General features: G+C 52.0%; 28 protein-coding genes and 2 pseudogenes. 13 read left to right on the forward strand and 17 right to left on the reverse strand.

Annotated elements, in window-relative coordinates; all coding sequences use genetic code 11:
- Positions 1-190: 190 nt before the first annotated feature.
- Entirely contained in the window at positions 191-748 is a 558-nt protein-coding gene (locus E2L00_RS14465) for a hypothetical protein (RefSeq protein WP_167612784.1), read from the reverse strand.
- Between the two features lie 219 nt (positions 749-967).
- Between E2L00_RS14465 and E2L00_RS14470 the strand changes: the two genes are divergently transcribed.
- From E2L00_RS14470 to hpaI, 8 genes are all read left to right on the forward strand, one after another.
- Positions 968-1,753 carry a siderophore-interacting protein gene (locus E2L00_RS14470; protein ID WP_167612786.1) on the forward strand — a complete coding sequence of 262 codons (786 nt, stop codon included), beginning with the start codon at positions 968-970 and terminating at the stop codon, positions 1,751-1,753.
- Between the two features lie 382 nt (positions 1,754-2,135).
- Positions 2,136-3,158, forward strand: coding sequence for a VOC family protein (locus E2L00_RS14475; protein WP_236127753.1), 1,023 nt, complete (start codon positions 2,136-2,138; stop codon positions 3,156-3,158).
- Positions 3,159-3,249: 91 nt separating this feature from the next.
- Entirely contained in the window at positions 3,250-4,494 is a 1,245-nt protein-coding gene (locus E2L00_RS14480; protein WP_201279431.1) for an MFS transporter, read from the forward strand.
- Positions 4,495-4,587: 93 nt separating this feature from the next.
- On the forward strand, positions 4,588-5,877 hold the full coding sequence (locus E2L00_RS14485; protein WP_167612788.1) for an FAD-dependent monooxygenase: 1,290 nt from the start codon (positions 4,588-4,590) through the stop codon (positions 5,875-5,877).
- A gap of 49 nt (positions 5,878-5,926) precedes the next feature.
- On the forward strand, positions 5,927-6,973 hold the full coding sequence (locus E2L00_RS14490) for an amidohydrolase family protein (RefSeq protein WP_167612790.1): 1,047 nt from the start codon (positions 5,927-5,929) through the stop codon (positions 6,971-6,973).
- Positions 6,974-7,065: 92 nt separating this feature from the next.
- Positions 7,066-7,950: a fumarylacetoacetate hydrolase family protein gene (locus E2L00_RS14495; RefSeq protein WP_167612792.1), complete on the forward strand. Its 885-nt coding sequence runs from the start codon at positions 7,066-7,068 to the stop codon at positions 7,948-7,950.
- Entirely contained in the window at positions 7,944-8,747 is an 804-nt protein-coding gene (hpaH, locus tag E2L00_RS14500; RefSeq protein ID WP_167612794.1) for a 2-oxo-hept-4-ene-1,7-dioate hydratase, read from the forward strand. The genes E2L00_RS14495 and hpaH overlap by 7 nt, the downstream gene beginning before the upstream one ends.
- An 8-nt stretch (positions 8,748-8,755) precedes the next feature.
- Positions 8,756-9,535, forward strand: a complete 780-nt coding sequence (gene hpaI, locus E2L00_RS14505; protein ID WP_167612796.1) for a 4-hydroxy-2-oxoheptanedioate aldolase — start codon at positions 8,756-8,758, stop codon at positions 9,533-9,535.
- Between the two features lie 60 nt (positions 9,536-9,595).
- Here the strand turns inward: hpaI and E2L00_RS14510 are convergent, their stop codons facing one another.
- From E2L00_RS14510 to E2L00_RS14565, 12 genes are all read right to left on the reverse strand, one after another.
- Positions 9,596-10,441, reverse strand: coding sequence for a DUF2218 domain-containing protein (locus E2L00_RS14510; protein ID WP_236127754.1), 846 nt, complete (start codon positions 10,439-10,441; stop codon positions 9,596-9,598).
- A 136-nt stretch (positions 10,442-10,577) separates the two neighbouring features.
- On the reverse strand, positions 10,578-10,964 hold the full coding sequence (locus E2L00_RS14515; RefSeq protein ID WP_167612800.1) for a RidA family protein: 387 nt from the start codon (positions 10,962-10,964) through the stop codon (positions 10,578-10,580).
- A 67-nt stretch (positions 10,965-11,031) separates the two neighbouring features.
- A complete protein-coding gene (locus E2L00_RS14520; protein WP_167612802.1) occupies positions 11,032-12,306 on the reverse strand; it encodes a hypothetical protein in 1,275 nt (424 codons plus the stop codon).
- 284 nt (positions 12,307-12,590) lie between these two features.
- Positions 12,591-13,814 (reverse strand): DUF3500 domain-containing protein, encoded by a 1,224-nt coding sequence (locus E2L00_RS14525; protein ID WP_167612804.1) that lies wholly within the window; start codon positions 13,812-13,814, stop codon positions 12,591-12,593.
- Positions 13,815-13,853: 39 nt separating this feature from the next.
- Positions 13,854-14,699 (reverse strand): fumarylacetoacetate hydrolase family protein, encoded by an 846-nt coding sequence (locus E2L00_RS14530; RefSeq protein ID WP_167612806.1) that lies wholly within the window; start codon positions 14,697-14,699, stop codon positions 13,854-13,856.
- 29 nt (positions 14,700-14,728) lie between these two features.
- Positions 14,729-15,124: a nuclear transport factor 2 family protein gene (locus E2L00_RS14535; protein ID WP_236127755.1), complete on the reverse strand. Its 396-nt coding sequence runs from the start codon at positions 15,122-15,124 to the stop codon at positions 14,729-14,731.
- A complete protein-coding gene (locus E2L00_RS14540; RefSeq protein ID WP_167612808.1) occupies positions 15,125-15,907 on the reverse strand; it encodes an SDR family NAD(P)-dependent oxidoreductase in 783 nt (260 codons plus the stop codon). It lies immediately after the preceding gene.
- A 466-nt stretch (positions 15,908-16,373) separates the two neighbouring features.
- Entirely contained in the window at positions 16,374-17,870 is a 1,497-nt protein-coding gene (locus tag E2L00_RS14545) for an efflux transporter outer membrane subunit (RefSeq protein WP_167612810.1), read from the reverse strand.
- Positions 17,871-17,883: 13 nt separating this feature from the next.
- A complete protein-coding gene (locus E2L00_RS14550; protein ID WP_167612812.1) occupies positions 17,884-19,002 on the reverse strand; it encodes an ABC transporter permease in 1,119 nt (372 codons plus the stop codon).
- A 3-nt stretch (positions 19,003-19,005) separates the two neighbouring features.
- Positions 19,006-20,133 carry an ABC transporter permease gene (locus E2L00_RS14555; protein WP_167612814.1) on the reverse strand — a complete coding sequence of 376 codons (1,128 nt, stop codon included), beginning with the start codon at positions 20,131-20,133 and terminating at the stop codon, positions 19,006-19,008.
- The gene (locus E2L00_RS14560; RefSeq protein WP_167612816.1) at positions 20,126-21,907 is read right to left on the reverse strand and encodes an ATP-binding cassette domain-containing protein; all 1,782 of its coding nucleotides are present in this window, start codon (positions 21,905-21,907) and stop codon (positions 20,126-20,128) included. Before E2L00_RS14560 ends, E2L00_RS14555 begins: the two co-directional genes overlap by 8 nt.
- Complete coding sequence (locus tag E2L00_RS14565; protein WP_167612818.1) at positions 21,894-22,916, reverse strand: HlyD family secretion protein; 1,023 nt, start codon at positions 22,914-22,916, stop codon at positions 21,894-21,896. Before E2L00_RS14565 ends, E2L00_RS14560 begins: the two co-directional genes overlap by 14 nt.
- Positions 22,917-23,029: 113 nt before the next feature.
- Here E2L00_RS14565 and E2L00_RS21810 point away from each other — a divergent pair, with 113 nt between their 5' ends.
- From E2L00_RS21810 to E2L00_RS14590, 5 genes and pseudogenes are all read left to right on the forward strand, one after another.
- A complete protein-coding gene (locus E2L00_RS21810) occupies positions 23,030-23,668 on the forward strand; it encodes a TetR/AcrR family transcriptional regulator (protein WP_167612820.1) in 639 nt (212 codons plus the stop codon).
- 287 nt (positions 23,669-23,955) lie between these two features.
- Positions 23,956-24,219 (forward strand): annotated as a pseudogene (locus E2L00_RS14575) (Hcp family type VI secretion system effector); the annotation flags it as partial.
- 16 nt (positions 24,220-24,235) lie between these two features.
- Entirely contained in the window at positions 24,236-24,508 is a 273-nt protein-coding gene (locus tag E2L00_RS14580; RefSeq protein WP_236127763.1) for a polymorphic toxin type 44 domain-containing protein, read from the forward strand.
- Positions 24,486-24,881, forward strand: a complete 396-nt coding sequence (locus E2L00_RS14585; RefSeq protein ID WP_167612824.1) for a hypothetical protein — start codon at positions 24,486-24,488, stop codon at positions 24,879-24,881. Before E2L00_RS14580 ends, E2L00_RS14585 begins: the two co-directional genes overlap by 23 nt.
- Positions 24,882-25,149: 268 nt before the next feature.
- Entirely contained in the window at positions 25,150-25,359 is a 210-nt protein-coding gene (locus tag E2L00_RS14590; protein ID WP_167612826.1) for a hypothetical protein, read from the forward strand.
- Positions 25,360-25,384: 25 nt separating this feature from the next.
- Here E2L00_RS14590 and E2L00_RS14595 read toward each other — a convergent pair whose 3' ends face one another.
- The 4 genes and pseudogenes from E2L00_RS14595 to E2L00_RS14610 form a co-directional block, all read right to left on the reverse strand.
- On the reverse strand, positions 25,385-25,876 hold the full coding sequence (locus E2L00_RS14595; RefSeq protein WP_167612828.1) for an Hcp family type VI secretion system effector: 492 nt from the start codon (positions 25,874-25,876) through the stop codon (positions 25,385-25,387).
- 1 nt (position 25,877) lies between these two features.
- Entirely contained in the window at positions 25,878-26,177 is a 300-nt protein-coding gene (locus E2L00_RS14600) for a hypothetical protein (protein ID WP_167612830.1), read from the reverse strand.
- Positions 26,158-26,466 (reverse strand): annotated as a pseudogene (locus E2L00_RS14605) (tlde1 domain-containing protein); the annotation flags it as partial. The pseudogene E2L00_RS14605 and the gene E2L00_RS14600, both read right to left, overlap by 20 nt.
- Before the next feature lie 21 nt (positions 26,467-26,487).
- Positions 26,488-26,766 (reverse strand): IS3 family transposase (locus E2L00_RS14610; protein ID WP_167609717.1); only part of this gene is annotated, 279 nt, incomplete at its 5' end.

A 26,766-nucleotide genomic window follows, 5' to 3' on the forward strand; every position in this document is an offset into this window, starting at 1 on the left:
TAACTATATGAAATATAAGAGTAATATCACCATACGCCCACTGTTAAACCGCCTGATATTGTTCACCGCCTGGGTTTGCTCATAAAGACGGTGAAGCTTTGCATGAGGTAAAGAAAAACAGCCTCACCGTCGGCTTATATCGGGTAATTTATAGCTTTAAAGTTAACGCTGTCTTATCGCGTTCCTTACTCTATTTCCCAATCTCCTCGGCGACTTTTTCAATCGCCGCAGCAATTTCCTGAGCCTGCGACTCGCTTAACGTTACCTGTTGCCTTTTCGTCCATAGCGCCATTTTCAGCTTATCCATCGCCTTCCTGATGCTACCGATGCCGGTCAAGGCCGTTGGCAACGAAGTTGTTCCATACATCTGTTGATAACGCGCAAGCTTATGTTGGTTATTGACGACCCAGTCCTGACCTGCGGGGCTTGCGCTGAATTTGCTCTGCACCTGCGCCTCATCCATCCGGTTGATAAGTCCCTGTTGCAAAAGGTTTTGCAGGCAGCCGCTGATTATCGGGGTCGAAATCCCGGCCATCGCCGGCAGCGCCGCTCTGAGCGAGCTTTCCAGATCTTCCTGAGACTGCTCTTTCTGCGCCAGTAAACCGAGTATGACTAAATGAAGACGGTCGAAACCGTTCAACAATGCGCCCCCACGTCCGGTTCTCTGCCCGTGACGACCACCGCGTCCTCTATAACCGCTCCGTCCTTCACGACCTGCCGTTGCCATTTCTCGATATTGATATCTCATGTTTTATTCCTCATATTTAGATATATCTAATCTAGACCAGAGCCAGCCAGGATCGCAACACCGGCTAACGATATATTTTTTAACTATATGTATTTAATAGAAATATAATTATTACTTTTTTATTAGGTATGCATGTCGGTTGTATATCTTGCTTTGAAAACCGCTCATTTTAGGTTATAAGAAAGACGTTAATTACGATATATCTTAATGGAGATCTTTATGACGACATCAAGCATGGTCCCGCGCTATCCGCGCCGGGTACGTAACGAACTGCGCCTGCGCGAATTGTCGGTGCTCAGCGCCGAACGGATAGGTGACGATTTCCAGCGCGTCGTTTTAGGCGGTGAAGCGCTTGAAGGGTTTTCCTCGGGAGGGTTTGCCGATCATTGCAAACTGTTCTTCCCGCCAGCCGGCGGCAAATTAACGCTTCCTTCCGTCACCGCAGAAGGAGCCGTGTGGCCCGGTGGAAGTAAACCTGCCTCACGCGATTACACTCCGCTTTATAATGAACAACGCCGGGAATTAACGTTCGATTTCTACATCCACGACTCCGGGCTTGCCAGCGACTGGGCAGCAAACACCAAGCCGGGAGATACGCTGCTGGTCGGCGGACCGCGCGGTTCAACGATTGTTCCCGACTCTTATCACTGGCAGCTTTATGTTTGCGATGAATCCGGTATGCCAGCGCTGCGCCGTCGCCTGGAAGCCCTGAGTCTGCTATCCGCGCGTCCAGCAGTGACCGCACTGCTGTCTGTCAAAAATGAGGCCAGTAAGGCTTATCTGGCGGGACTTGAAGGCTTCAATATTGAGTGGTTCATCGGACACAGCGGTCATGAACTGGATGCGCGACTAGAACAAATAGCCGTTCCGGATGATGACTATTTCATCTGGATTACAGGTGAAGGAAAAACGGCGAAAAGCTACGCTCGCCACTTCGAGAAGCCGCAAATTAACCCACAGCTCCTGCAAGTATCGGCCTACTGGCACGATAAATCTGCCGACTAAATAGGTTATCGGGCGCTGTATTCAGGCGCCTGCTCTTCCTTTTTCCTCTCTTTATCTGACGCCTGACGCGGTTATCTATAACGCCTGCGAAGCACAGTTTTGTGCTGCACTTCATGAAAATGATTCTTATTTCTTATAATACACGCTGCAATTGAGCACTCCATCACGTTCCTCATCGTTGCCCACCTTTTCGGGGTTGTTCTTTTTCAGCGCTCATCTAGTATCAGATAAGAATTAAGATATATCTATTTAAAAGCTATATCTTAAAAGCACCATGCGCGTTGTCTTTGTCCGTTGTGGCAGCGCAGAAAGGGGATGAAGGTCAGCGACAGACTGGCCTTATAAAACCGGCTTGAGCATTACTTTTCTGAAAAGAGAGAACATGACAATGCAACACATCGACAATGTGGTCCTTGATCCGCCCTTCACCCTCACCCGTGCCAGCCACGTGGTATTGAATGTGCGCGATCTTGAAGCCAGCAAAAGGTTTTACACCGAGTTAATCGGCCTGGTAGTGAGCGCCGAAGATGCCTCAACGGTTTATCTGCGAGGACTTGAAGAGCGTGGTCATCACAGCCTGGTGCTGCACAAATCTACCGAAATGTCCTGCGCTCGTCTTGGTATGCGTGTTCTGACGCCGGACGATATTTTCAAAGCAGAAGATTATTTTGCAAGCCAGGGCATTCACTCCACGCGAGTGGACGTTCCATTCCAGGGGCCAACGCTGCATGTTTCTGACAGCACCGGCGTTCCGCTTGAATTGTGCGCCAGCATGGAGCCGTGCGAGCGGCTGTTTAAAAGCTATAACCTTTATCGGGGCGCCAGCGCTCAACGCCTTGATCACTATCAGTTACAGACCGATGACGTTAGCAAGTCCTGGTCTTTCTACCAGCCGTTGGGTTTTCGCGTCAGCGAGTACACTTACTCCCTGACGCCGGACGAAAAAGAACTTTTATGGGGCGTGTGGCTACAGCGTAAAGGCAATCCACATGACATCGTGTTCACTGCGGGTACAGGGCCGCGCCTGCACCATTTTGCCTACACCCTTCCTGATACTAACGACATGATCCGCGCCTGTGATGTGGCCGGTGCTTTGGGATTCGCTCCGCAGCTTGAGCGTGGTCCTGGCCGACACGGAATAAGCGGAGCGCTGTTCGTTTACTTCCGCGATCCGGATGGTCACCGCATCGAATTATTTAATACTCACTATCAGCACATCGATCTGGAACCGGCGATAGCCTGGGATCTGGCCGATCCAAAGCGAGCCGATCAGTGGGGATTACCGGCCCGCAACCAATGGTTCACGGAAGCAACACCTTTTGCAGGCGTCACGCCACGGCCGCCTGATATTCGGGTCGATCCCCCTACGCTTGAGAAATTTCTGGCGATGACCAACGATAGCTGAGGAGTCCACCCCTCACAACCTGCTGAAAATTATCAGGTTCAACTTCAATGCTGAAGATGAGCCCGGGTAGCCTCAACCTGGAGAAAGGATCATGGCTGCGATTAAAAGTACGTTTGTCAGAATTTTTGTGGTTTACGCTCTTGGCGTCATGGCCGCGATGACCGTGAGTGAAGCGGTGACGGAACTGGGCTCGATCGCCAAAGAATTTCACCTGATGGACCACGGCAAAGTGGGGGTCATCATGTCCCTGCCTTCGCTGATGGTCGCACTTGGAGCATTGCTGGCCGGATATGCTGTAGACCGACTCGGCGATCGTGTGGTGCTGCTTTGCGGCGCGGTAATAATCGTTGCGGGCGATCTGTACGTCATCGCGTCACCCAGCTATAGCTCGCTATTAGCCGGACGTGTGGTCACGGGCGTGGGCTACGTCTTAACGGCGGTTGCCGCCGTGACTTTGCTTATCCGCATCACGACGGGAAAGCAACGAACCATGGTCATGGCGCTGTGGTCCACCTTTGTTCCCGCAAGCTTCCTGCTGCCGTTTATCTCAGCGGGCCTTGCCGAACATTTTCAGACCTGGCGCGCAGCTTTCGTCGGGCATTCTCTTCTGACGCTGGGGCTCGCCTTCCTTGCGATGCTCAGCATTCCGCGCCGGACGCCTGAGGAAAAAACGCAGTTCTCCCGTACCCGGGGGCTGAGCGCGGTCTTAAAGAGCCCGCTCCCCTATTTGCTGGGGATCTCCTTTGGCGCAGATGCCTTTATTCAGACCGGCATGATTTCTACCCTCACTCCCTGGCTTGCGAAAACTTACGGCGTACCGGCGGTAGAAGTTGCGCACTGGAACGTCGGAGCGATGATTGCCAATGCAATAGGCTGCCTGATGGTCGGCGCGTTCCTGAATCGGGGTATCAAAGCCACGGTTATTGCCAGCGCAGGCATTCTGTTGGCCGTATTGTCAGCGCTGTTCATCTATCTGACAGCCGTTGGCTTCCTGTTCTCAATTGCCGCCTCCTGGCTCTTCATGTTCAGTAGCGGTTTGCTGGTTGGGATGTGGGCACTGGCGCCAATCGTGGCCCCTTCTCGCGAAAGCATGGGAGCCACAAGCGGGCTGATCACACAGCTCACTCTGGTGGGCGTTTTTCTTGGACCACTGCTGTTTATTAACGCCCTGCATGCCGACGATGCCAACCAAATGGCGCTGATGGTGATTATCGGGCTGGCGATTTGCCTGGTCGCTATCCCTATCTGGCGACGTGGCCCAAACCATCAATCCGGAAGCCAGCACGTAGGGGAAGGCTCTGCCGGTAGCGGCGACAAACTCGGCACCGTCAGATGACGTAACCAGACGTTCGGGCCTGACGCGTTCAGGTCCGCAAACAAGCGCCAGGCATGGGTGCCTGAACATTCAAAAAACCAGAGGTCATTTATCATGTTGGATATTGCCATCATTGGAGCCGGCCCGGCAGGCCTGGCAACCGCTCTGCGACTGCATCAAAAAGGCTTCCGTCCGCGTCTTTACGAAGCCGTTTCCGAAATTAAGCCGCTGGGTGTTGGCGTGGATATCAAACCCTACGCGGTGAAAGAACTCACCGAAATGGGGCTCTACGAAGCGTTCTGCGACATCTCGGTCGACGCGCAGGAATCCATTTTTTACACCGGCTACGGTCAGGAAATTTTCAGTGAAAAATGTGGCCGCCATATGGGATATGAGAACGATCAGCGCTTCGTGCATCGTGGTCGGCTACAGATGATGCTCTATAAAGCAGTCCAGGATCGCCTGGGCGCAGACGCCATCACGCTGGGCTGTCGCTGCAGCAGCTTTGAACAGGACGACAGCGGCGTAACCGTCCATTTTGATACCACCCACAATCCTGATGCGCCTAAGCAGATCCGGGCCGATGTGGTCATTGGCGTTGACGGTATTCGTTCCGTAGTGCGCAGCAAACTGATGCCTGAGTCCATGCGTACCCACTTCTCAGGACTGACCCTTTATCGCGGCGTCACCGTCATGCCGCCGCTGAAAACGGGCGGCAGCATTCTGCATATCGGCGATCCCATTCGTCAGGGCACCATTATTGTCTATCCGATTCAGGACAACGTGGATGGCCAGGGTAATCAGCTGGTGAACTGGGTAATCGAACAAAGTGAAAAACCACAAACCGAAGAAGACTGGAATCAGGAAACCGGCGTGAAAGAAGTTGAACACGTGTTTGACGACTGCCAGCTCGATTTTCTCGATATTGGCAAAATGATAAGCAACGCCCGCGAATGCTATCTGTTCCCCCTTATCGATCACGACCCGCTTAAACAATGGTCTTTTGGGCGAATTACCCTGCTTGGGGATGCCGCGCACGCCATGTATCCGCGCGGCGGAAATAGCGTTTGCCAGGCCTTTGTCGATGCCCGCGTTATCGCCGAAAAACTCGCCGATATCAACGATCCGGTAGAAGCGCTCAAAGCCTATGAGTCAGAGCGCCGCGAAAAAGTGAACTGGCTGGTGCTGGCCTCGCGCGGAGAAGGCCCGGAAGTGGTGCGCCGCATCGTTGAAGAGCGCAGCGGCGGTAAACCATTCGACGATATCGAAAACATTTTTCCCCATGAAGAAGCGCTCTCCATTTTCAGTGAGTACCACGCGAAGGCAGGTATGAAGATCCCGACAGAAAAAGAGACGGGTGGACCTTCAAAATATAAATCTGTTTTTGCAACCGGCAGTAAATAAACCCGCTAATAAGCAAATCAAAAACTTAATGACCGACAGGATAAAGAAAATGACCAAAATTATTGATGCCAACATGCACTGGTTGCCCGGCGACCTGTTCTCCGATGAGAAGCTGCTGAACTCGTTCCTCGACTGCGTACCCAAACAGTACGGCGTACATACCCGCGTGGAACAAATTGAAGGAAAAGACCTGCGCCAGCTCATCATTGAGCAGCCAAAAGGCTATGTAAATCTGAACTACGCGGAAGGCCAGTACACCCTGGAAAGCCAACTGGCGGATATGGAAAAAGCCGGCATTGACCACGCGGTATTTCGTCTGCCGGTCTGGCAGGAATGGCTCGATCTCGAAACCTGTAAAAAGGTGAACGATCGCATGGCGGAATACATTAAACGCAGCGGCGGGAAAATGTCTGCGCTGGCGGTTGTACCACCCTGGGGCACCGACGATTGCCTGCGCGAAGTAGACCGTTGCCTGAATCAGCTGGGTTTCCGCGGCGCGCAGATTGTCGCTCACTACGGGCAAATCTATCTGGACGATATAGCGTTTCGTCCATATCTCAAGTACCTCAATGAGTTGAACGTACCCGTCGTGGTGCACCACACTCCGCTGCCGGTCGATTACCACTCGGTGCTGCCGTATACCAACCAGCGTCGCCAGTTTGGCCGCTGTATCGATCAGGCCACCGCGGTCGGTCGCGAACTGTTTAGCGGCATGTTTGATGAACTGCCAAACCTGCAGTTTATTCACTCCATGCTCGGCGGCGCGTTTTACGCCTTTGCCGACATGCTGGTGCCGCCACAGCATCAGTTTAACGATGCCGTCGATCGCTTCCAGACCGGCACCGGTAACCTGCGCGCCCAGCTTTCAAATAACATTTTCTTTGATACTTCAGGCGCGCCGCAGTGGGGCAAAGCGCAGCTGGAAGCCGCGGTAAAAGTCATCGGCGGGAAAAATATCCTCTACGGTAGCTCTTACCCTATCCGCAAAGACTGGTTCTTCCAGGGTGTCGATACCATCAGAAGTCTGGATATCTCAGAAGAAGATAAAGCGAATATCCTGGGCGGCAACGCGGCTCGTATGTTCCGTATCGACTAACACCCCTATCGTGCTGAAAGTGGCGTCAGAAGGCGCCGCTTTTTGTTCACCTGAAAAGCTGAAACTCATGCAGGCCAGGAGAGAAACTGAACATGAAACAGCCCCAATTTGTGACCTTTAGCCGAAATGACGGGCAACAAAGCGAGTACGGCCTGATAAACGGACAAGGGGTGATTAACCTCTCCCGCCGTACGGGCGATCGCTGGCCCGATTTAAAGGCGGTAATTCAGGATGGTGCATTGTTAATGCTGGCGCAGGAATACGGCGAAACGCCGGCAGATCATAACCTTAGCGAAATTACTTTCAAGTTGCCCATCCAGAATCCGGGGAAAATCATCTGCATTGGCGTTAATTATCCCGACCGGAACGCCGAATATAAAGATGGGCAGCCTGCCGCGCTATACCCTTCGCTCTTTGTCCGTTTCCCCAATTCATTGACTGGCCATGAGCAACCGATTCTGCTGCCGCCGGAAAGCGAACAGCTCGACTACGAAGGAGAAATTGCCATCGTGATAGGTAAGGGCGGCCGCCGCATTGCCCCTGAAAATGCCCTGTCTCATATCGCCGCTCTGACGCTGTGTAATGAGGGCACGGTGCGCGACTGGGTTCGCCATTCTAAATTTAACGTCACGCAGGGTAAAAACTTTGAACAATCTGGCGCAATGGGCCCATGGCTTGTCCCGTTGCAAAGCGCGGAGCAGCTGGAAGATATTCGTTTAGTGACTCGCGTTAACGGTGAAATTCGCCAGGATGACCGTACCTCGCACATGAATTTCTCTTTCGCGTGGATTATCGAATACCTGTCGACGTTTACCACCCTTTATCCCGGCGACATCATTATTACCGGAACGCCCACCGGCGCGGGCGCACGGCTGAACCCTCCGGTTTGGCTTAAAGCCGGTGACGTTGTGGAAGTCGAAGCGGAAGGGTTGGGCATTCTGCGCAACAGGGTACGTGCAGAGGTGCCGCCATGCTGAATTCTGCCCAAATCCTCAGCGCTGTCGAAGCGCTTTCTCAGGCTGAGATAAGCCGCCAGCAGACAGGTTTGCTCTCGCAAGCCCTGCCGGAAATGACGCTGGAAGATGCCTATGCGATTCAAAGCGCATGGGTAAAACAAAAAATCGCCAATGGACGCCGCGTGATTGGCTGGAAAATCGGTCTGACGTCAAAAGCGATGCAATACGCGCTGAATATTGCTACGCCGGATTCTGGCGTGCTGTTCGACGATATGGTGTTTGAAGATGGCGCCAGCATTCCCGCAGATCGCTTTATCCAGCCGCGCATTGAGGCTGAAATTGCTTTTGTGATGAAAGCGCCGCTGAAAGGCCCTGATATCACCATAGCCGATGTCATGAATGCCACAGACTACATCGCCCCGGCGCTGGAAATTCTCGATACGCGAATTGTACGCAAAGACCCTGTCACCGGGTACGCGCGTACCATTATCGACACCGTTTCGGATAACGCAGCTAACGCTGGCATCGTGCTTGGCGGACAGGTTTTTAAACCGGATGCGGTGGACATGCGCTGGATGGGCGCCATCGTCTCGCGTAATGGCCTCGTTGAGGAAACCGGGCTTGGAGCGGGCGTGCTAAATCATCCTGCTCGCGGCATTGTCTGGCTGGTCAGGCGCTTAGCGCAATATGGCGACAGCATAGAAGCGGGACAGGTAGTGTTAGCAGGATCGTTTATTCGTCCCATAGAAGCGCGCCACGGTGACACTCTGAGCGCTGATTTTGGTCCTCACGGAACCGTCAGCTGTTTTTTTGAATAGGAGGATTTATGCCTGCCCCGATTAATCGCTTTAAACTCGCCTTAAAAGAAAACCTGCCGCAGATTGGGCTGTGGCTTGCGCTGGCAAATCCGTATAGCGCTGAGATTTGCGCCGGCGCTGGATTTGACTGGGTGTTGCTTGACGGCGAACACGCGCCCAACGATGTGCCTATATTAATGAATCAGTTACAGGTGCTTTCGTCTTCTTCGTCTCACGCGGTAGTACGCCCTCCGGTCGATTCTCCGGCACTCATCAAGCAGTTGCTGGATATCGGTGCCCAGACGATATTGATCCCAATGATTGAAAGCGTGGAACAGGCTCAGGAAATGATACGCGCGGTACGCTACCCGCCAGAAGGCATTCGCGGTGTGGGTGCGGCATTAGCTCGGGCATCCGGTTTTAATCGCACCCCCGACTATCTGCAAACCGCTAACGAACAAATTTGCCTGCTGCTGCAAATTGAGAGCCGTGCCGGTATTGAACAACTGGACGCTATCGCAAAACTTGAGCATGTGGACGGGATTTTTATTGGGCCGGCAGATTTGGCGGCCGATATGGGCTATCTCGGTCAGCCTGGCGCATCTGAGGTACAGCGAGTGGTAATGGAGGCGTTAGCGCGCATTCGCTCTCATGGTAAAGCCGCCGGGATCCTCAGTGCCGATCCCCATCTTTGTGTCCGTTATTTAGAAGCTGGCGCAACCTTTGTCGCGGTGGGCAGCGATGTAGGTCTGTTGGTTAAAGCCTCCAGCGCCCTGGCGGCAGAATTTAAGCATTGGGCTGGCAAATAAATTCACCCTGCCAGGCCTTCAGAATGAAGGCTAAACTTGCCATTTGGATGGCCGCAGAATTTAACTTTTCAGCCAGTCGAAACGGAGGGTTTCGCGCACTGCGGCTTCTTCCAGATGGCGTTCTATTATCTGCTCAAGCTCGGACAGTTTTTCGCGAGCGTCTGCGGTCACCGTGACAACCAATGCATCGTCTTCCAGGCGTATTTTCACCTCGCCGATACTCAGGCGAAACTGGCCGCTGGTTTCATCGGCAATCACCGCCGTGCGGTGCTTAAAGTGGGTACACAGACGGCGCAAAAAACGAGCCGCATTCGGCGTTGTTATTCTGGCAACGCTTTGCAGGGCATTTTCAGGCGCCGGTAACTGAGTCAGCAAAGCTTCCAGTTGGTCAGCGGCCGAATGAATAATGGCGGCCATGTGTGCAATCGTCTCATCGCCCACCGGTTCGCGTTTAATGCGTAAACTAAGAGAGTTTTTCAGATGGGACATGGCTTCAACGAGCAGCTCAGGAGATTTCCCTTTGTTTTTTGAAGGCTTACGCGACATTAGCTTGTCGACTATCGCCTGATTTGCGGTAAGAAAAGCCTCTCCTTCTTCGGTAATTGAGTAGCATTTACGTCCGCCCTTCTCCAGCTCAATCCGCGTATAGCTGCGGTCGTAGAGCCAGGTGAGAGCCGGATAAATAACGCCCGGGCTAGGCTTATAAAGTCCTTCAAAATGGGCTTTAATTTCGTGAATCAGCTCATAACCATGGCTGGGTTGTTTCGCCAGCATCATCAACAGCAGCAGACGCAGCTCACCGTAGTCAAACACGCGCCCACGTCGGCCCGCTTTATTTGTTACCTGCGCTTCATTGAGCCGATCAACTTCAAACGTTGAGACGGATTCTTTTGAATCTTTGGTCAATTGTTTATCCTCCATATTAGCCACCAAACATCAAATCAGGGACATAAAGGGATGCAGTCACCCGAATAGCTGAGGATACAATATATCGGAACTTTATTCATATCTCACAAATATCCGGCCACGCTTTTACCTGGATTTAGCGAGCCAGCACTGCAACAAAATCACATTGGATCAACGTATTGCCGCTAAAACTTCCGTCAAGCGCATGACGAGCCGGACGTGAAGCGGCATCGGGAAACGCCTCTTCCCAGTAGCGATTTACCACTTCCCGCTGCGATTTATCCTGCATCCAAAGCGTCATCTTAATAACGTCTGCCATCGTTCCTCCCGCGGACTCGACAATGGCCCGCACATGGTCAAACATCAGAACACATTGCCGCTCAATACCCGCAGGAACCTGCTGTGTCTGCGGATCGCGTCCGTAAATCACCCCTGAATAAAGCATATTATCCACCCGGCAAGCTGCCGGAATCGGATTCGCATGAGGGAACGCCGCGATATAAATACTTTCTCGTCTTGCCATTTATCTCACCGTTTATCGTTCAATCACAAAGGGCGAGCGCCTGTAGCGCAACACCCGTATTGCTTAATCAATATTCGTAATCAGGCATCATTTTCCCGAAGTGATAAACCACCCTCAGACGCTCTGCGTGATAGTCGCCGGTAGCTTTCGTCGGGGTAGCAATATAATCCAGCTCCAGTTCCACATGCAGACGCTCCGTCAGGTTATAGCCGAGGATCATAAATCCGGCATTCACGTCTTTTGCCGGCAGCGCATAATGAATGCCTGGCGAATCATCCAGATCCAGACGGGTATAGCCCAGAACGGCCAGCGCCTTATCGGTGTGGTAACTATAACGCGCAACATACGCGTTGCCCGGCTGGTTTGCGGTTATCATTGAGGATAGCGGCTGGCCGACATCCAGCGGCGACGAATCATAGATCCCGTAGCTGTACGGCGCGAAAAAAGCGCCGTTGAGGAATGCACCTTCTTTCTTCGGCACCTGGGTTGCCGCTACGTAGAAGCTGTGCTTGCGGGAACGCACGCCGAGTCGCGCCGAGTATAGGTTGGTATCAATATCGTGATAGGGATAAACCTGGTTGGAAGCATCCCACTCACGGGCATATTGTCCGCCCCAGAACGGTGTCCACTCGCCAAAGCGCAGGCTTTGAATCGGCAGCTCAAAGCCGCCATAGGCAAGCTGTGCGCGCTTATCAAAATCGTAATACCAGGCTTCTGCCCTTGCGCCGTATAGTTTTCCGTAGCGCAGCCCCAGCGTGGTGAAACCGTTGGTATCCGTCGACGGGAGATTGGTTTCATCGACTTCCGGCGCGCCCGCATCGCCTTTATAAAAAGTATCAGAACTGTACGGTTTGAACCTGAAAATCCGGTAGCCGTTAAGTTTGAGATTTCCATCGTCAGTCAGGGCATAGGTTCCGCCAGCACCTTCATATAGGGCCGGGATCATCGTGCGCCCTACTCCTTCATTGGCAAACGGCGTGTCCAGCCCCATACGCCCGCCGCGTAAATCTAAACCGTATCCTTGATAGCGCAAATAGGCCTTGCCCAAAACATTGACGCTGTCCGCAGGCACGTAGCGTTCGGTCTTATCCGGGTTATTGGAATTAATTCCCAGGTCGAATGCGGAATAGGCACCAAGACCAAAACTGAGGCCATGGAAATCTGCGCTGCGATATTGTAAATCGCCGCCTGCGGAGAACGTATTTTTATTCTCCACCACGCCAGCAAACTCTTTAAAAAAGGCCATGCTTTTCAATTCGCCAAATAATTCGCCCTGGTATAACCAGTCGCTGAATGAATTAACGGATGGCGCGCTACTGGAAGCGCTCCGATTTTTTTCCAACAAAGAGGCCTCCGATGATGACGGCGCCTGTGCAAAAGCTGAACTGGAAAACAGCGGCAGAGAATAAAGCATTAACGCTGCAGTCCTGGATGTTAATTTAACGTCCATTATCTGGTAACCTCGCTGAGGGTGAAGTCGGATAAAATGTTCAAATTGCTCTGGTATTTCTTATTTCACAGCAATCCCTCTGGCGATTAATCATTACCAGATTAATTATCTGTGCATTTATAAAGGTGAAAAACCTCACCCGTTACGACATAATTTACTGCAAAAATAAAATTAACTTATTTCTTCCAAAAAGAGAGTAAGGCTTTTCCATAATCATTGCCGTTGGGAATACGCGTAATGGTATGAATATGGAATTTTGCTGGTTCCTCATTAGTCAGCCACATCCCACTATGATGATCAAATTCCAGTAAAATAACCGGACTCTGGATTCGGTAATAATACACATCATCGTCACCGCAACCGCCAATCCAGTTCCACCAGGTCTCATCCAAATATTGTTCAACCAGCTTCATGCGTGCATGCCGCGGGCCATCGGGCAGGAAGTTAATAAACGCCTCAATGGTTTTTAGCAGCTTATCTTGCTGCTCGGCGTTGAACTCTGCTGCGCTAATACCTTCGAGCGGGATAACCCGGTTATCCTGAAATGCGCCAGCCAGATGACGTTGATCGGCAAAATTAAAGCGTTCTGGCGGCATCAAAGGATCTTCCATTAGCGAATAAATCGTCGCCCTCTGTTGTTGCTCCTGAGATAATGATTGCATTAATTCCAGGCCAAGACGTTCCTCTTCGGTAAATAATATGCAATCACTGCTATTACCGCGGTCGATAATATTTGGTTCAACCCCCATAAATGTAGGCGCGATGACTAACTGCCGACCAATGATAAAACAACAAAATGCCACATGATGCCCGTAGATATTCCAGCCCCACGGCGCGGTTAGCGAAGGCGTGCCGAACATCATGAAATGAAAACTCCAGCGATTCATGACATTATTAAGATCGTAAAGCTCGCCTAAAAAATGATTGGCATCCATCAACTGGCGAACTTTATCAAAACCCACGGGGCTGGTACAGCTACGTAATAACTCCCAGAAAGCCTCGCGGGTTGATATTTGAGTATCTTCCAGACGCACGCCAAAATCATTAAACGGAATTTCCGGGTTATACCAGGCTCGCCATTGTTGAGCATCAATATCATGGCATACTCGCTTGCGCTGTGTCTCGCTTAAGGTTCCTAATAAATCCTTCGCGGCAGCAACCGCATATTCCACCGCAAATCCTTCATCCTGTAAGGGAAATAATCCTTGCTGAATTTCTCCCTGAGCGGTAATGCCACGGAATTCTTCATCGAGTAATGCCTGCCAGTGTGCCTTTAAATTCTGAGCCTTTTCCGTTGCCAGCATTCGCTGAGCATAGGCTGCTGGCGTCACGCCGCGTGCTGCGGCGATTCGTGGCGCATCGGCAGGAAGTAAGTAGTCACGAAAATTCTGGCTAGCCATAATATTCCTCATTTAATGATTGGCTCTTAATAAGCGAAATTATTCAGCTGCCACGCGATTTTCAATCATCCCGAGGGCGGTGATTTCCAGGCGCATAACATCCCCTGCCTTAAGAAATGTTCCGCTCGCCGCACCAATACCAGAAGGCGTACCCGTGGCAAGAATGTCTCCGGCTTCCAGCGTCATCACCGTTGAGAGGTATTCTATCTGTTGGTAGATGTTGTAAATCATATCGCCAGTGCTGGCGTGCTGGCGGCGCTCGCCGTTAACGAACAGCGACAGTTGCAAATCAAGCGGATCGCTAATTTCATCCGCGGTTGTCAGCCACGGACCAACAGGGCCATGGGTGTCGAAAGATTTACCGAGGGTAAACGTCGGCGACTTATGCAACCAGTCGCGGGCCGAGACATCGTTGACTATCAAATATCCCGCAATCACCGAGGCGGCATCTTTGGCGCTGACGTGGCGACAACGCTTGCCGATAACCACGCCCAGCTCGACTTCATAATCCATCTTCTCGCTAACGCGTGGTTTGACGACTTCATCAAACGGCCCGGTAATGCAGGAAACCTGCTTGTTAAACCACATCTGGCTTTCCGGAATGGGGATCCCTGCGAGCCTGGCTTCCTCGGCATGTTTTCGGTAATTCATTCCGATGCCGAGGAATTTCTGCGGATCCGCAACTGGCGCTTCTAATTTTATCGATGAGAGTGAATAAACCGGGCCGGTGGCTGCTTCCAGCTCGCCGCGCAATGCAGGTAACTGGTTTAGCAGCCAGCGCATCGAATCACGACCGCCGGTAATTTCCCCGAGGCAGATAACGCGATCCCCTTCAACTTTTCCAAGGCGGGTACGGCCATTCTCTGTAAAACGTGCAAGTTTCATGATGATTTCCTGAGAAAGTGAGTCGATTTTCACCGCTGACATGGCGTGAGCTGTGAAAGCAAAATGCGCCAGCCGGCAGCATCATGCCGTAATAACAAAGTTGAGAATCCCTCACGAACCATAACCAGGCCGTTCTCCAGCGAACGCACGGTATTGCGCGTATAGCCGGTCATGATGGCGATATCTCCTTGTATCTGAATCGCTGGTTCATCACGCTCAATCGCCACGAACCCACCCATACGCCGCACGTGTTCAAGTAGCTGCTGTTTGTTATGCACCAAGCCGGTGCTGTGAACATGAACGAGCTCATCAGCCAGTAGCTGCGACAGCACGTCGAGGTCAGCTTCGATCATTGCCTGCTGCCTGCGCTGTTCAAAAGCCTGTAGCTGTTGCAGGGTTTCGTTCAGGGTTTGCGAAATAGACATTCAGATAAGCCCCTCGTAGGAACCACCGTCTAACTGCAAATTCTGGCCTGAAATAAACCCGGCTTGCTGGCTTGCCAGAAAGGCGCAGGCGGCGCCAAATTCCTCCGGCAGACCATAACGTTTAGCCGCAATGCTCATAGCATTACGCCGCCGGGCTTCATGCCTGTCGATGCCCTCTTTCGCCATCAACCTTCGCAACATAAATTCCTGGCGCGGCGTGTCTATCCGTTCAGGCAGCAGGTTGTTAATCGTTACGTTGTCGGCGGCAACTTCGCGGCTAATCGCTTTACACATCGCCGTCAGGGCGGTACGCGCAGAGGTGGAAAGCCCCATCATGTAATGTGGTGATTTGACCATCGCCGAGGTGATATTGATGATTCGGCCAAAGCGGCGCGACTGCATGCCCGGCAGCCAGCCGCGGATAAGCTGTACCGCCGGGATAAAGTTGGCGTTCATCGCGGCGAGTAATGCAGCTTCATCCCATTCATCCAGCGCACCCGGCGCCGGGCCGGCATTATTGGTGACTAAAATATCGATCTGCGGAAGCGTCGCCAGGATCAGCTCTCGTCCCTGCGCCTGAGTGAGATCGGCGGCGATTGCGCTTATCTCCACTTCAGGAAATGTTTCCCGAAGCGTGTTAACCGTATCGGCAAGCTTCTCTTTATAACGGCCGTTCAGCGTAATATTGACGCCTTCCGCGGCGAGCGAGCGGGCGCAGGCCAGCCCCAGCCCCTGAGAAGATCCGCAGATAAAGGCCTTTTTTCCTCTGATTCCCAAATCCATACGCTGCTCCCGTGGTTGAATACCCGCTGTGCTGGTGAAATTACGCTCTCGCCTAATATAGATATATCTCAATTACAGATATGTCTATGTTGCACGAGGAGAGTTTCGCAAAATTCATAGCTGGCTCACAGAAATGGGGTTTGCAGGCAAGGATGATATAAAAAATGATAAATAGCTATTTAATCAACAGGTTAATGAGAAATTTTAGCCATGGAATATTTTAGCGAGAGGATTAAATTCGACTGTCTGTGATTAGATATATCTAATCACAGGAGATAAAGAAGAGGCGGCTGTAAAGAATAGTATTAATAATGACGGGTTAAACTACAGGTAAAAAGCGGTAGTGCATGACCTGTTTGTTCCCCCTTGATTAACTCAGCGTGCCGGTAAGCACGCCGATTGTCGCCAGCTTGAACAGTGCCAGAATATGCTTAACCAAAAATTACTTTATTTTTCCTTAAATTATTCAGCGCGGATAGTTGCCCACCGCACGATTCACCGCTGCCCATGAGGACATGACGTCACGTTGGCTTATGGCCAGCGCCTGCCTCGCCTGGATATTGCTGCGTTGCGCATCCAGCACATCGATAAAATTGCTGAGCCCACCATCATAGCGCGCCTGGATCAGTGCCAGAGCCTGCCCGGCACTGTCCGCGCGGACCTGCTGCTCGCTGAGTTTTTGCTGAGCCGCAGCATAACGGCTTAATGCATCATCGATTTCCTGCCACGCTTTCAGGACGGTTTTGTGATAATCGACCGCCGCCTGCTGCCGATCGGTTTCCCGCAAGACCACCGTCGCTTTACGACGGCCACGGTCAAACAGTGGCAGATTCAGACTCGGCCCCACTGACCAGCTACGGCTTCCCCATTCGGTGAAGTTATCCGCGCTGTAAGTATCCATACCAATGCGTGCGCCCAGCGTGATGCTCGGATAAAGCTCAGCCTGAGCGACGCCGATGCGTGCCGTTGCCGAATGCAGCTTCGCTTCTGCCGCCCGGATGTCAGGCCGGTTGCGCGCTACCTCGGATGGAATACCCAGTCGCAATGGTGGCAAATTGCCTGATTTCAGGCTGTCTGGTTGATATTGCAGCTGTTGTTGCAGGGCGCCAGGACGTTCGTCCAACAGCAAAAGGAGCTGGTTCATTGCCGCACCTTCCTGCGCCTGAAGGTCGATCAGGTTCGCCCTGGTGGCGGCCAGTTCGCTGCGTTGCCTTTCCTGGCTGGTCTCATCCAGCGCTCCGCCTACTGTTCGCGCCTGAATCAGAGAAAGGCGTTCATCCAGCGCTTTTTCATCCTGTTTTGCGAGCACGATTTGTTGCTGAATGCCACGCAGGCTGTAGTAGTTATTCACCACATCGCCGACGATACTCAGCCTGGCCAGCTCCAGCATTGCTTGCCGGGACTCGACATCGGCATCAGATGCTTCTATTGCGCGGCGGACATGTCCCCACAGATCTATCTCCCATGAGAAATCCAGCCCGCTCTGATACCAGTTCGACGGCGCAGCCATCAGCTGTAGAAGCTCATCCGGATTGGGCAGCGCTTCTTTCATGGCACGCGTCGAGGGGCTGTTCTCGCTTTGCTGGATCCGGGTGACGCTGCCGGTGGCGTTCACCGTTGGCGTTTGCTGCGAAGCGGTTATCTGCTGCTGCGCACGGGCACCGGCAAACCGCAATGTCGCGGTGCGGATATCCGGACTCGCCGCTAAGGCTTTCTCTACCAGAGCGTCAAGCACAGGATCGTTATAGCGTTTCCACCACTGGTTATCTGAAACAACGCTGCCGCCCGGTAACGCATGCAACGCGGCATCACCGCTGCGCCAGGTTGTCCAGTCGGTCGGCGCATCGGCCTTTGGTTTTTTGAAATCCGGACCAACGGTGCAACCACTGATGAGTGTGAGGGCAGTCATTGCCGCCAGCACGGATAATGCCTGACGATTGAAAAGGGGAAAACGCTTATTCATCTGGATTCCTGCATCAGTAAAGTCGGTTGCGAAACAGCCATGCTGCCAGCGGCATCGTAACGATCGTCATGGCTATCATGGGAATAAAATCAAAAGCGACGTCGCTAAACCCGGCACCTTCGAGATAAACCCGCCGCACAAGGTCAATGGCAAAACGCAGTGGGTTAGCATATGTCAGGGTATCAAGCACCGCCGGCATGGTTTGTACAGGCGTCAGCAAACCGGAAAGCAACATGAGCGGCATAATGAGTAAGAAGGTGTACAGCATGGCCTGCTGCATGTTGATTGAAACGGCTGAAATCGATAGCCCAAGGCCGACCGCGGCAACGTTGAAACTAAGCAGCCCGAAATAGAGAAGAAGCAATGACCCGTTCATCGGGATCTGGAACCAGAATAAAATCACCAGCAGGATGATTGTCGACTGCACCAGCCCAACCAATACCGGTGGAATAGCTTTGCCAATCAGCAGCTGCATGGGCGTAAAAGGTGTGACCAGAAGTTGATCGAAGGTTCCCTGCTCTCGCTCTCTGGCGACCGAAAGGGCCGATAACAGCAGCGTCTGCATCATACTGATTGCCGCAATCAGCGTGGGCATCAGCCCCCATCGCGACTCAAGGTTCGGGTTATACCAGGCGCGAACTTCCACATTTATCGGTGAAATATTGCCTGCTCTGCGCTGGTTAAAGTCAGTCACCACCGCGCTGATGTATCCCGCCGCCGCACCTGCGGTAGAGGAGTTACGGCCATCAAGGATCACCTGCAACGGCGATGTCTGCCCCCGGTTGAGCTTACTTTCAAAATCAGGCGGAAATGTCAGCACCATCAGGGCCTTCCCGTCCATCACTACCTGCTGAATTTGCGACGCCGAGGTCAGCGTGGCGGTCCGGTTAAATACGCCTGTTCCATCCAGATGCGAGATAATTTGCGTTGAGGCCTGACCACGGCTTTGATCCAGTACGGCATAATCAACGTGGTTAACATCGTAGGTGGCCGCGTAGCCAAACAGTAATGCCTGCATCAGCACGGGAGCAATCAGGATAACCCGGTTGGCGGGTTCTTTAACGATGGCCAGAATTTCTTTTCTTATCAGAAAGCTGATGTGCCGCAGCCATCGCTGGAGTTCAGTTATCATGCGCTACCTCAGCCGTTTGCGAAGGGAAAGCCGTGAGGCGTTAATCAGGACAGCCGCATAGAGCAGCAGGATGCCGCACTGGCGGAAAAACATCGGCCAGTCGTCGCCACCAAGAAACAGCGTCTTGATAAGCGACATGAAGTGGGTGGCGGGTAAAATCTGGCTGACAACCTGAACGATTATCGGTAAGTTGCGGATATCAAACACGAAACCGGAAAGCATCATCGCAGGCATAAAGCTCGCGATCAGCGCAATCTGACTCGCCAAAAACTGACCTGGCGCGAAGCCCGATATGGTAAGCCCCATCCCCAGCGAGACCAGCAGATAGAGCATTGAGGATGTGATAATGGCGAAGAGAGAGCCTCTGATCGGAATCGCAAACAGGTAATGCGCAGCAAGCAGGCAGATAATAAGGTCGACGGCACCAATCACCATATACGGGATAAGTTTGGCCAGTACCAGTTCCAGCGGGCGAACGGGTGTGATAAACAAAGCTTCCAGCGTTCCCCTTTCGCGTTCACGGGCAATCAGCAATCCGGTAAGGAATGCCCCAATCAGCGTCAGGATGAGCACGAGGATCCCTGGCACAATAAACCAGGTACTGATACCGGCTTCGTTGAACCACATGCGTTGCTCAATGGATACCGTGCCTGTGGTGGATGCGAGGTTCTGTCGGTCAGATTCAATAGCCGCCTGCGCACCCAGTGCGCCGGTGATATAGCTCTGTGCCGCAGAAGCGACGCTTGTAACGGCGCCATTGAGTAGTACCTGTAATTTATCATTTCCTGCCGCTGCATTTTCGGCATAGTCGGGGGGAATGCGAACAATGGCATCCGTCTCATCCTTCTGAAGCGCAGCCTGCGCCGCCGCAAAACTCGGATATTCCTGCACGGAGAGATAACGACTGCCCTGCAATGCGGTAATGACCTGATGGCTCTGAGCGGTATGCTGCTCCTGCACCACCGCGACACGCGCTATGTTCAGGTCAAATGAGACGCCGTAACCAAACAGCAGGATCAGAACGATGGGCAGCAGAAATCCAACCGCGAGGTTGCTTTTATCGCGCACCAGCTGACGGGTTTCTTTACGAGTCAGCGAGACCAGACGTCGAAGGAACGTTGAGTCATTCATCCCTGTGCTCCTTTTTCGTCGCCTGCGCCCGGGAATTTTCAACGATGGCTATAAAGGCGGTATTCATATCAGCGGTATGATCCAGCCCTGCGAGCTGACGGACTTCTTTCGGTGTACCCAGCGCCAGCAGCTTTCCGGCATCCTGAATCGCAATCCTGTCGCAATATTCTGCCTCTTCCATAAAGTGCGTGGTGACGATAATGGTAATGCCCTTATTCGCCAGCTCGCCAATGGTGTACCAGAACAGGCGGCGCGCCAGCGGATCGATACCGCTTGTTGGCTCATCGAGAAAAACGATTTCCGGCTCATGCAGCAAGGCCACCGCCATAGATAAACGCTGCTTGAATCCTCCCGGCAGCTCGCCGCTAATGGCATCCGGGCTCAGCTCAAATTGCTTCAGTGAAGCCTCGATCTGGCGGTTCAACTTTTCGCCGGACAAACCGTATGCCCCGCCGAAAAAAGTCAGGTTGTCCCGCACGCTGAGGTTGCCGTAAAGAGCAAATTTCTGCGAGACATAGCCAATATGGGCACGCGCTTTTGCACGGGCCGTGCGCAGGTTCATTCCGGCGACTTCCAGTTGCCCACTGGTGGCCGGCAACAGTCCGCACAGCATTCGGAACGTGGTCGTTTTCCCTGCGCCATTCGGCCCTAACAGGCCGAAGATTTCGCCGCGTTTGACGTCAAAAGAGGTATTAGCAACCGCGGTGAAATCACCAAACTTCCGCACCAGATCTTTTACGGCGATGACAGGCTTGTTTCCGTCGTTGTGACTGTTTTGTGCAGAGACCATTTCCGCTTTGACAGGCCCTGTCGGGGTCGCCGAATCATGCTGTTGCGCCTGATGCAGCAGCAACATGAAACCATCTTCCAGCTCAGCCTCTCGGGGAGTGGCGTTCACCTCATGCGGAGTGGCTTTATCATCGGGAGAGAGGCAGATAAAGCGTACGGCATCGCCTTTGGGTACTGCGTCAGCAATGGCGTCGCGCTTTTCGAGCAGATGGGCCTGTAAAATACGTGATTTGGTGCCTTGCGGAGGCACGGCCAGCCATGTTCTGCCTGCGGCCTTCTGGCGCAGCATTTCAGGTTTGCCCTCGGCCAGAATTTTGCCCTGATTCATGATATAAATTTGCGCGCAGCGTTCGGCCTCGTCCATGTAGGCGGTACTGATGATCACGCTCAGTTTTTCATCCTGCACCAGCTGTTCAATGATTTTCCACAGGTCACGACGGGAGAGCGGATCGACCCCAACACTCGGCTCATCAAGCAACAGTAGATCGGGGGAACGCACCAGCGTGCAGGCCAGCCCCAGCTTTTGCTTCATACCGCCAGAGAGTTTTCCCGCCGGACGCGCCGTAAAACGGGACAAATCGGTTATCGACAGCAGGCGTTCGAAGCGTTCCTGTCTGACTTGCCCGGGAACGCCATGCAAATCAGCGTATAAATCGAGATTTTCCTGCACGCTGAGATCCTCATACAGCCCAAAGCGCTGCGGCATATAGCTGATGCGGTTCTGCACTGACTGCGGATCGGCGGTGACATCTGTGCCCAATACGGTCAGGCTGCCAGAGCTGGGTTCATAGAGCCCGGCAATCAGTCGCTGAAAGGTAGTTTTTCCTGCACCATCGGGGCCAACCAGCGCGGTTAACTCCCCGGCACGAATATTGAGCGTCAGGCCATCCAGTGCTCGCGTTTTGGGAGCATTTTTGGTGACGCCAGGAAACAGACGCACCAGGTCGCGGGCAATGACGACATCCTGATTATCAATTGCCGGCATTGCGCTGATTCTCTGACTGAGTATTGATGGTCACCGTGGCGGGTTGCCCCATGCGCAAAACGTTATCCGGATCGTCGACGACAATGCGGACTTCAAACACCAGATTCGTTCGCAGATCTTCAGTCTGGACAGATTTCGGTGTGAATTCCGCCACCGAAGAGATAAACCCGACTTTGCCCGTTACCGGTTTATCCGGGAATGAATCAGTCAAAACTTTTGCTGCCATACCCGATTTCACCCGCCCCAAATCGCCTTCATTCAGCCACACGCGGACCCATTTCGGCTGGCTAAGCGCCAGGGTATACACCGCTTTTTGCGGGCCCGTCATGTCGCCGGGTTCCTGAAGACGCGCCCGGACTACGGCATCAACGGGAGAGCGTAATTCTGCCTGTGCGAGATGGTATTGCATCAATGCCAGCTGTGCCTCTGTAGCACGAACCTGCGCAACTGACGCTTCGCGTTGTTCAGAACGCACGCCTTTTTCCATCAGGGTCAGGCTGGCCTGATGCTCTTTCACGCTGGCCTGGGCAATACGAAGATTGCTGCGAGCCATGTCCAGCTCCTGCTTGCTAACGCCCTTTCCGCCTGTACTGGCAGAGATGCGCTGAATACGGCTTATGTCCTCGCTCGCTTTCTGAAACTGCGCCTGAGCCGAAGACAATTGCGCCCGGGCCTGCGCCAGCTCTTCAGGACGAGCCCCTGTCTGCTGTTCACGCACCGTTTGCTTCTGGGCGTCCAGCTGCGCCTGAGCCTGCTGCTCCTGAATTTTCAGCGCTTTGGTATCCAGGGTGGCAATAATCTGTCCGGCGTGAACCCGATCGCCTTCATCGACAGTAAGCGTGCTGATACGGCCGCTGTCTTCAAATGCCAGCGAAACCTGGCGAATATCGACGTTACCGTGCAGCGTAAGCTGACTCTTATCTCCATCGTTTCGTCCAATCAGCCAAAAAGCTAGCGCAGCAATGATGAGCACCACTACGCCAGCTCCGGCGATGATTTTTTTATTCATAAGAAAAATGTCCTGATGTTCCCTGAAACGCTTAGTTTAAATTAAATTTAAACTTTAACTGTGCAATAATAAACCCCTTCTTGCCGAATTAACTTATCTGGACGTTGTGGACTATGAGCAGAGCACGCCGAAGCGATGGGGATATCACCCGGGAAAGCATCCTGGAAGCAGCAGGAGAGCTGATCGCAGAAAAAGGGTTCGCGCAGACCACCAACAAAGAGATTGCCAAAAAAGCCGGTGTCGATCTGGCCGCCATTAACTATCACTTTGGTGGGCGTGACGGGCTATATTTCGCCGTTCTGACGCTGGCTCACCATCATTATCTGGACGCGGATCAACTCGCCCGCCTCGCTGCGTCAGAGCTGTCTGCAGAAGATAAGCTGGGCATTTTTCTGGAAATGTTTCTCACAAAACTGACCACCCCAGGAGTCTGGCACAGTCGGGTATTTGCGCGTGAGCTATTGTCTCCTTCAGCGCAACTCGGCGAGTTTATCAATGCTGAGGGAGCGCGAAAAATTCAGTCAGTGAGAAGGATCGTGGGTGAAGCCGCCGGTATTTCAGAAGATGATCCCCGCCTGCTTCCCTGTATGCTGAGTGTGGTTGCACCGTGCGTGATGCTGATAGTGGCGGGCAATCGCATGCCTGGACCCGTGCAGGAAATTGTCGCGATGCAAACTAAGGCACTCACTGCGCATTTCAAACTTTTCTCTCTTGCTGGGCTAAAGGCTATCCGTGAAAACAACCTAAGCTAGCTGGCTCAGGAACAGGGGCTGACTGACGGCACATGAAATGACGGACGGTTAAGCAACCTCCTTACCAGCGATGCCAGGAAGCCAGCTTCATTTGCTTGTGATATGGCTACAGGCTTTGAGGAGCTAATACGAGGGTGCGCAATGCCCCCTTTGCTTTAGCGTTGCTTAACTTAAACTTTAACCATACTTACATTAATGGTTTTGTTACATCCGATCGTTTACTCACCAATCTTGAATACGTACACTTTCCTTGTGGATTTTTATAACAACACAAGGAAAAAGGAAAAATGGCTATTCCAGCGTATTTATGGCTCAGGGATGACGGCGGCGCGAATATTAAAGGATCTGTAGATGTACAGGATCGTGACGGCAGCATTGAGATCAACGGATTCTCCCATAACCTGAGCATTCCAACAGACCCAATGACGGGAAAGATCACCGGAACACGTAAGCATTCCGCGGTGATTATTCAAAAGGAGTTTGATAGCTCCAGCCCCTATCTTTACAAAGCCGTTGCCACTGGTCAAACCCTCAGGTCAGCCGAATTCAAGTGATACAAAATCAATGATGCGGGTCAGGAAAAGGAACCACGGGCCGTGGGATTACAAAAATCAGCGTGGTAGAAAGTACGCAGCCTTTGGAAACTTCAATTATGGTGGGGCGGCAGCGGGTATCCCCGATCGGATCCTGCTTCGTGGTGCAGGTGCTGCGCAAATTCTTGTAGGTACAAGCCGTCCTGAGTTTGCGGATTACCCAGGCCCTAATTCTTACGGCGACGATCCTGAAGACCAGATTTGGATCAGGGCAGGGATAGATTATGCGAAACGTTCGGATTTTTAAGTGGGTTGTGGTGCTTTTGGTCATCGTTGCTTTCTACGGCGTGTGGAAGGCGCTTCACTCCCCTATCGACCAGACCGTTTACAAAGTTGAGAAAGTTAACTCACAAATAACTTTATACATCACTGAGGGAAGCGCAGGTGCTACGACAGGTTTTGTGTACCAGTTCTATTTGGTTCCGTCAGCAGTCACCAGACGCGATTTCCTAAAAGATATAGGTGATAAGTACCATGCCTTTTTATCAACGTCTGACGCAGGCACTAAGGTTGATATAAGTAACGGAGCTATTCATCTAACCGTGAAAGGGAAAGTATACCGCTTCAATAATGGGGCGAGCTACTCAGCTACGATATACCTGAACGCATCACCATTCTAAGAGCATAGCCAGCTTTCACGCTGGCTCTTTTTCCCTGATTTTTGACAACATTACCCTAATGCGCCGTATTGGTTACAAGCAACAAAGCGCCGTAGGCGTATCATCAACGATCTCAATTAACCGCTCTTTTATCGAGTACCGTTCGTTTATGGCACGGTGAACATCACGGCAGAGCCTGATCCTTTCCCGATCTGGTTAGGCTTCCCGACATTTGCTCGTTTGTCCGTGGCGATTCATATTGATTGAGACGACTCCCAACGGGGCAGAGATGAAGAAGCTTTTACTATGTGTTGTGGCACTGCTGCCGCTGGTAGCCCATGCAAGCAAAATCACTATGTCCAACCCTGGCGAACAGGAGTTACAGGGCGGGAAACGGCTTTGCACCTATGAGAACAGCATTTATCTGTTTACGCTGATGACGCGCTCGCAATCCTGCCCATACTCTCGCACGTTCAACACTGAGGACAACGAAAAGTAAAGGGGCCGTTGCGGCCCCTCTGGTGTTATGCGGATTGTCTTTCTTTCCACGCATCAGAGAAGATTACGTTACCATCAACATAGCGCCATGTGATTTTTTCATATTGCAAACTGACACTCTCTACATGGTTCAGCTTTGAGTTGCCGTCTAACTTGCAGTTAGGCACACTGCAATTCACGCTAGTGATCTTCACATTCTCCATTACTACCGTGTAGTAGCAAACCTCTTGCCCTGCGTCGTTGATGTGATAGAACCTAAATTCAGCACTCTTTAAGGTCTGCCCCGTTGCGGCTGCTTTGTACAAACAAGGCGTAGAGCTATCTACTTCCTTTTCAAATCTGAAAGGGGAATGTGAGCGGGTAGCCGTAATCTTGCCGTTTGATGGGTCTACAGGAATATTGATTCCGTGGCTCATTCCAATTACTTCTATACTTCCTTCACGGTCTTGAACATCTACAGAACCTTTAATGTCTGCGCCGCCATCATCTTTAAGCCATAGATACGGGGGGATTGGCATTTTATTTACTCCTGATTTTTCTAATTAACTTCATTGTTATCAAATAAATAACGATTGTAATCGCTATTACTGTCAGAACATCAATGTAAAAATAAGCGTCGTCTATCTCTTCCCCGCCAACATGACCATAACCATAAATGAGAGTGGCTACCTTATCGGCAAGAGGATGGTTAAGCCAGTTATATGGATTTCCTAAAGTGCGGCCTACCGCGACAAACAGCAGAATGAAAAAGAGGACTTTAGATAGGCGTATAACCCATCTTTTAACCCAATGGGGTTTACTAAGGGCAAGTTGTGCCATTGGCTACCACCTCGATATAACCTCTTGCCATTAGTGAGCACATACACGGCACAGGTTGGGGGGGTTCCCTTAATAACGCATTCCTGATTAGTGCGTAGTCTGAATTGTGAGCAATGGTTATGCATCCTTTCGAGACCGTACCGGGATGAAGCCTGAACAATCCTCGGTATACATCATCTATCCAAGTACCGTCATCAATGCCCCAATCATCCTTATACAATGCGAACCATTCAGAATGTTTGAACTCTGCACCGTAGAAAGTTTTATTGATGGTATCTCTTACAAATGCATTTGAATCGCCACGGATAATCTAGACACTTCTGAGCCGTTGATAATATTGATTTTCATATTCCGTCGGTGGCATCTGATCACTCGAACCGTGCCGACGCTTGCTGTTATAAAACATTTCGATGTAATCAAAAATATCACTACGGGCTTCTTCCCGTGTTCCGTAGATCTTTTTCTTTATCCGTTCACGCTTCAGTAGCTGGAAAAAACTTTCTGCAACTGCGTTGTCATGGCAGTTACCACGACGGCTCATACTGCCCTCCAGTCCATGTGATTTCAGGAACGACTGCCACTCGTGGCT

The sequence above is a fragment of the Cedecea colo genome, from assembly GCF_011808225.1.
Lineage (GTDB): Bacteria > Pseudomonadota > Gammaproteobacteria > Enterobacterales > Enterobacteriaceae > Dryocola > Dryocola colo.

Bases quoted from the DNA above. Each gene is read 5' to 3' on its own strand.
- E2L00_RS21810 (WP_167612820.1), top strand. From the start codon at position 23,030: ATGAGCAGAGCACGCCGAAGCGATGGGGATATCACCCGGGAAAGCATC.
- E2L00_RS14555 (WP_167612814.1), bottom strand. From the start codon at position 20,133: ATGAATGACTCAACGTTCCTTCGACGTCTGGTCTCGCTGACTCGTAAA.
- E2L00_RS14585 (WP_167612824.1), top strand. From the start codon at position 24,486: ATGCGAAACGTTCGGATTTTTAAGTGGGTTGTGGTGCTTTTGGTCATC.
- E2L00_RS14550 (WP_167612812.1), bottom strand. From the start codon at position 19,002: ATGATAACTGAACTCCAGCGATGGCTGCGGCACATCAGCTTTCTGATA.
- E2L00_RS14515 (WP_167612800.1), bottom strand. From the start codon at position 10,964: ATGGCAAGACGAGAAAGTATTTATATCGCGGCGTTCCCTCATGCGAAT.
- hpaI (WP_167612796.1), top strand. From the start codon at position 8,756: ATGCCTGCCCCGATTAATCGCTTTAAACTCGCCTTAAAAGAAAACCTG.
- E2L00_RS14465 (WP_167612784.1), bottom strand. From the start codon at position 748: ATGAGATATCAATATCGAGAAATGGCAACGGCAGGTCGTGAAGGACGG.
- E2L00_RS14560 (WP_167612816.1), bottom strand. From the start codon at position 21,907: ATGCCGGCAATTGATAATCAGGATGTCGTCATTGCCCGCGACCTGGTG.
- E2L00_RS14485 (WP_167612788.1), top strand. From the start codon at position 4,588: ATGTTGGATATTGCCATCATTGGAGCCGGCCCGGCAGGCCTGGCAACC.
- E2L00_RS14530 (WP_167612806.1), bottom strand. From the start codon at position 14,699: ATGAAACTTGCACGTTTTACAGAGAATGGCCGTACCCGCCTTGGAAAA.
- E2L00_RS14600 (WP_167612830.1), bottom strand. From the start codon at position 26,177: ATGGCACAACTTGCCCTTAGTAAACCCCATTGGGTTAAAAGATGGGTT.
- hpaH (WP_167612794.1), top strand. From the start codon at position 7,944: ATGCTGAATTCTGCCCAAATCCTCAGCGCTGTCGAAGCGCTTTCTCAG.
- E2L00_RS14580 (WP_236127763.1), top strand. From the start codon at position 24,236: ATGCGGGTCAGGAAAAGGAACCACGGGCCGTGGGATTACAAAAATCAG.
- E2L00_RS14470 (WP_167612786.1), top strand. From the start codon at position 968: ATGACGACATCAAGCATGGTCCCGCGCTATCCGCGCCGGGTACGTAAC.
- E2L00_RS14540 (WP_167612808.1), bottom strand. From the start codon at position 15,907: ATGGATTTGGGAATCAGAGGAAAAAAGGCCTTTATCTGCGGATCTTCT.
- E2L00_RS14480 (WP_201279431.1), top strand. From the start codon at position 3,250: ATGGCTGCGATTAAAAGTACGTTTGTCAGAATTTTTGTGGTTTACGCT.
- E2L00_RS14525 (WP_167612804.1), bottom strand. From the start codon at position 13,814: ATGGCTAGCCAGAATTTTCGTGACTACTTACTTCCTGCCGATGCGCCA.
- E2L00_RS14475 (WP_236127753.1), top strand. From the start codon at position 2,136: ATGACAATGCAACACATCGACAATGTGGTCCTTGATCCGCCCTTCACC.
- E2L00_RS14590 (WP_167612826.1), top strand. From the start codon at position 25,150: ATGAAGAAGCTTTTACTATGTGTTGTGGCACTGCTGCCGCTGGTAGCC.
- E2L00_RS14490 (WP_167612790.1), top strand. From the start codon at position 5,927: ATGACCAAAATTATTGATGCCAACATGCACTGGTTGCCCGGCGACCTG.
- E2L00_RS14535 (WP_236127755.1), bottom strand. From the start codon at position 15,124: ATGTCTATTTCGCAAACCCTGAACGAAACCCTGCAACAGCTACAGGCT.
- E2L00_RS14595 (WP_167612828.1), bottom strand. From the start codon at position 25,876: ATGCCAATCCCCCCGTATCTATGGCTTAAAGATGATGGCGGCGCAGAC.
- E2L00_RS14565 (WP_167612818.1), bottom strand. From the start codon at position 22,916: ATGAATAAAAAAATCATCGCCGGAGCTGGCGTAGTGGTGCTCATCATT.
- E2L00_RS14495 (WP_167612792.1), top strand. From the start codon at position 7,066: ATGAAACAGCCCCAATTTGTGACCTTTAGCCGAAATGACGGGCAACAA.
- E2L00_RS14545 (WP_167612810.1), bottom strand. From the start codon at position 17,870: ATGAATAAGCGTTTTCCCCTTTTCAATCGTCAGGCATTATCCGTGCTG.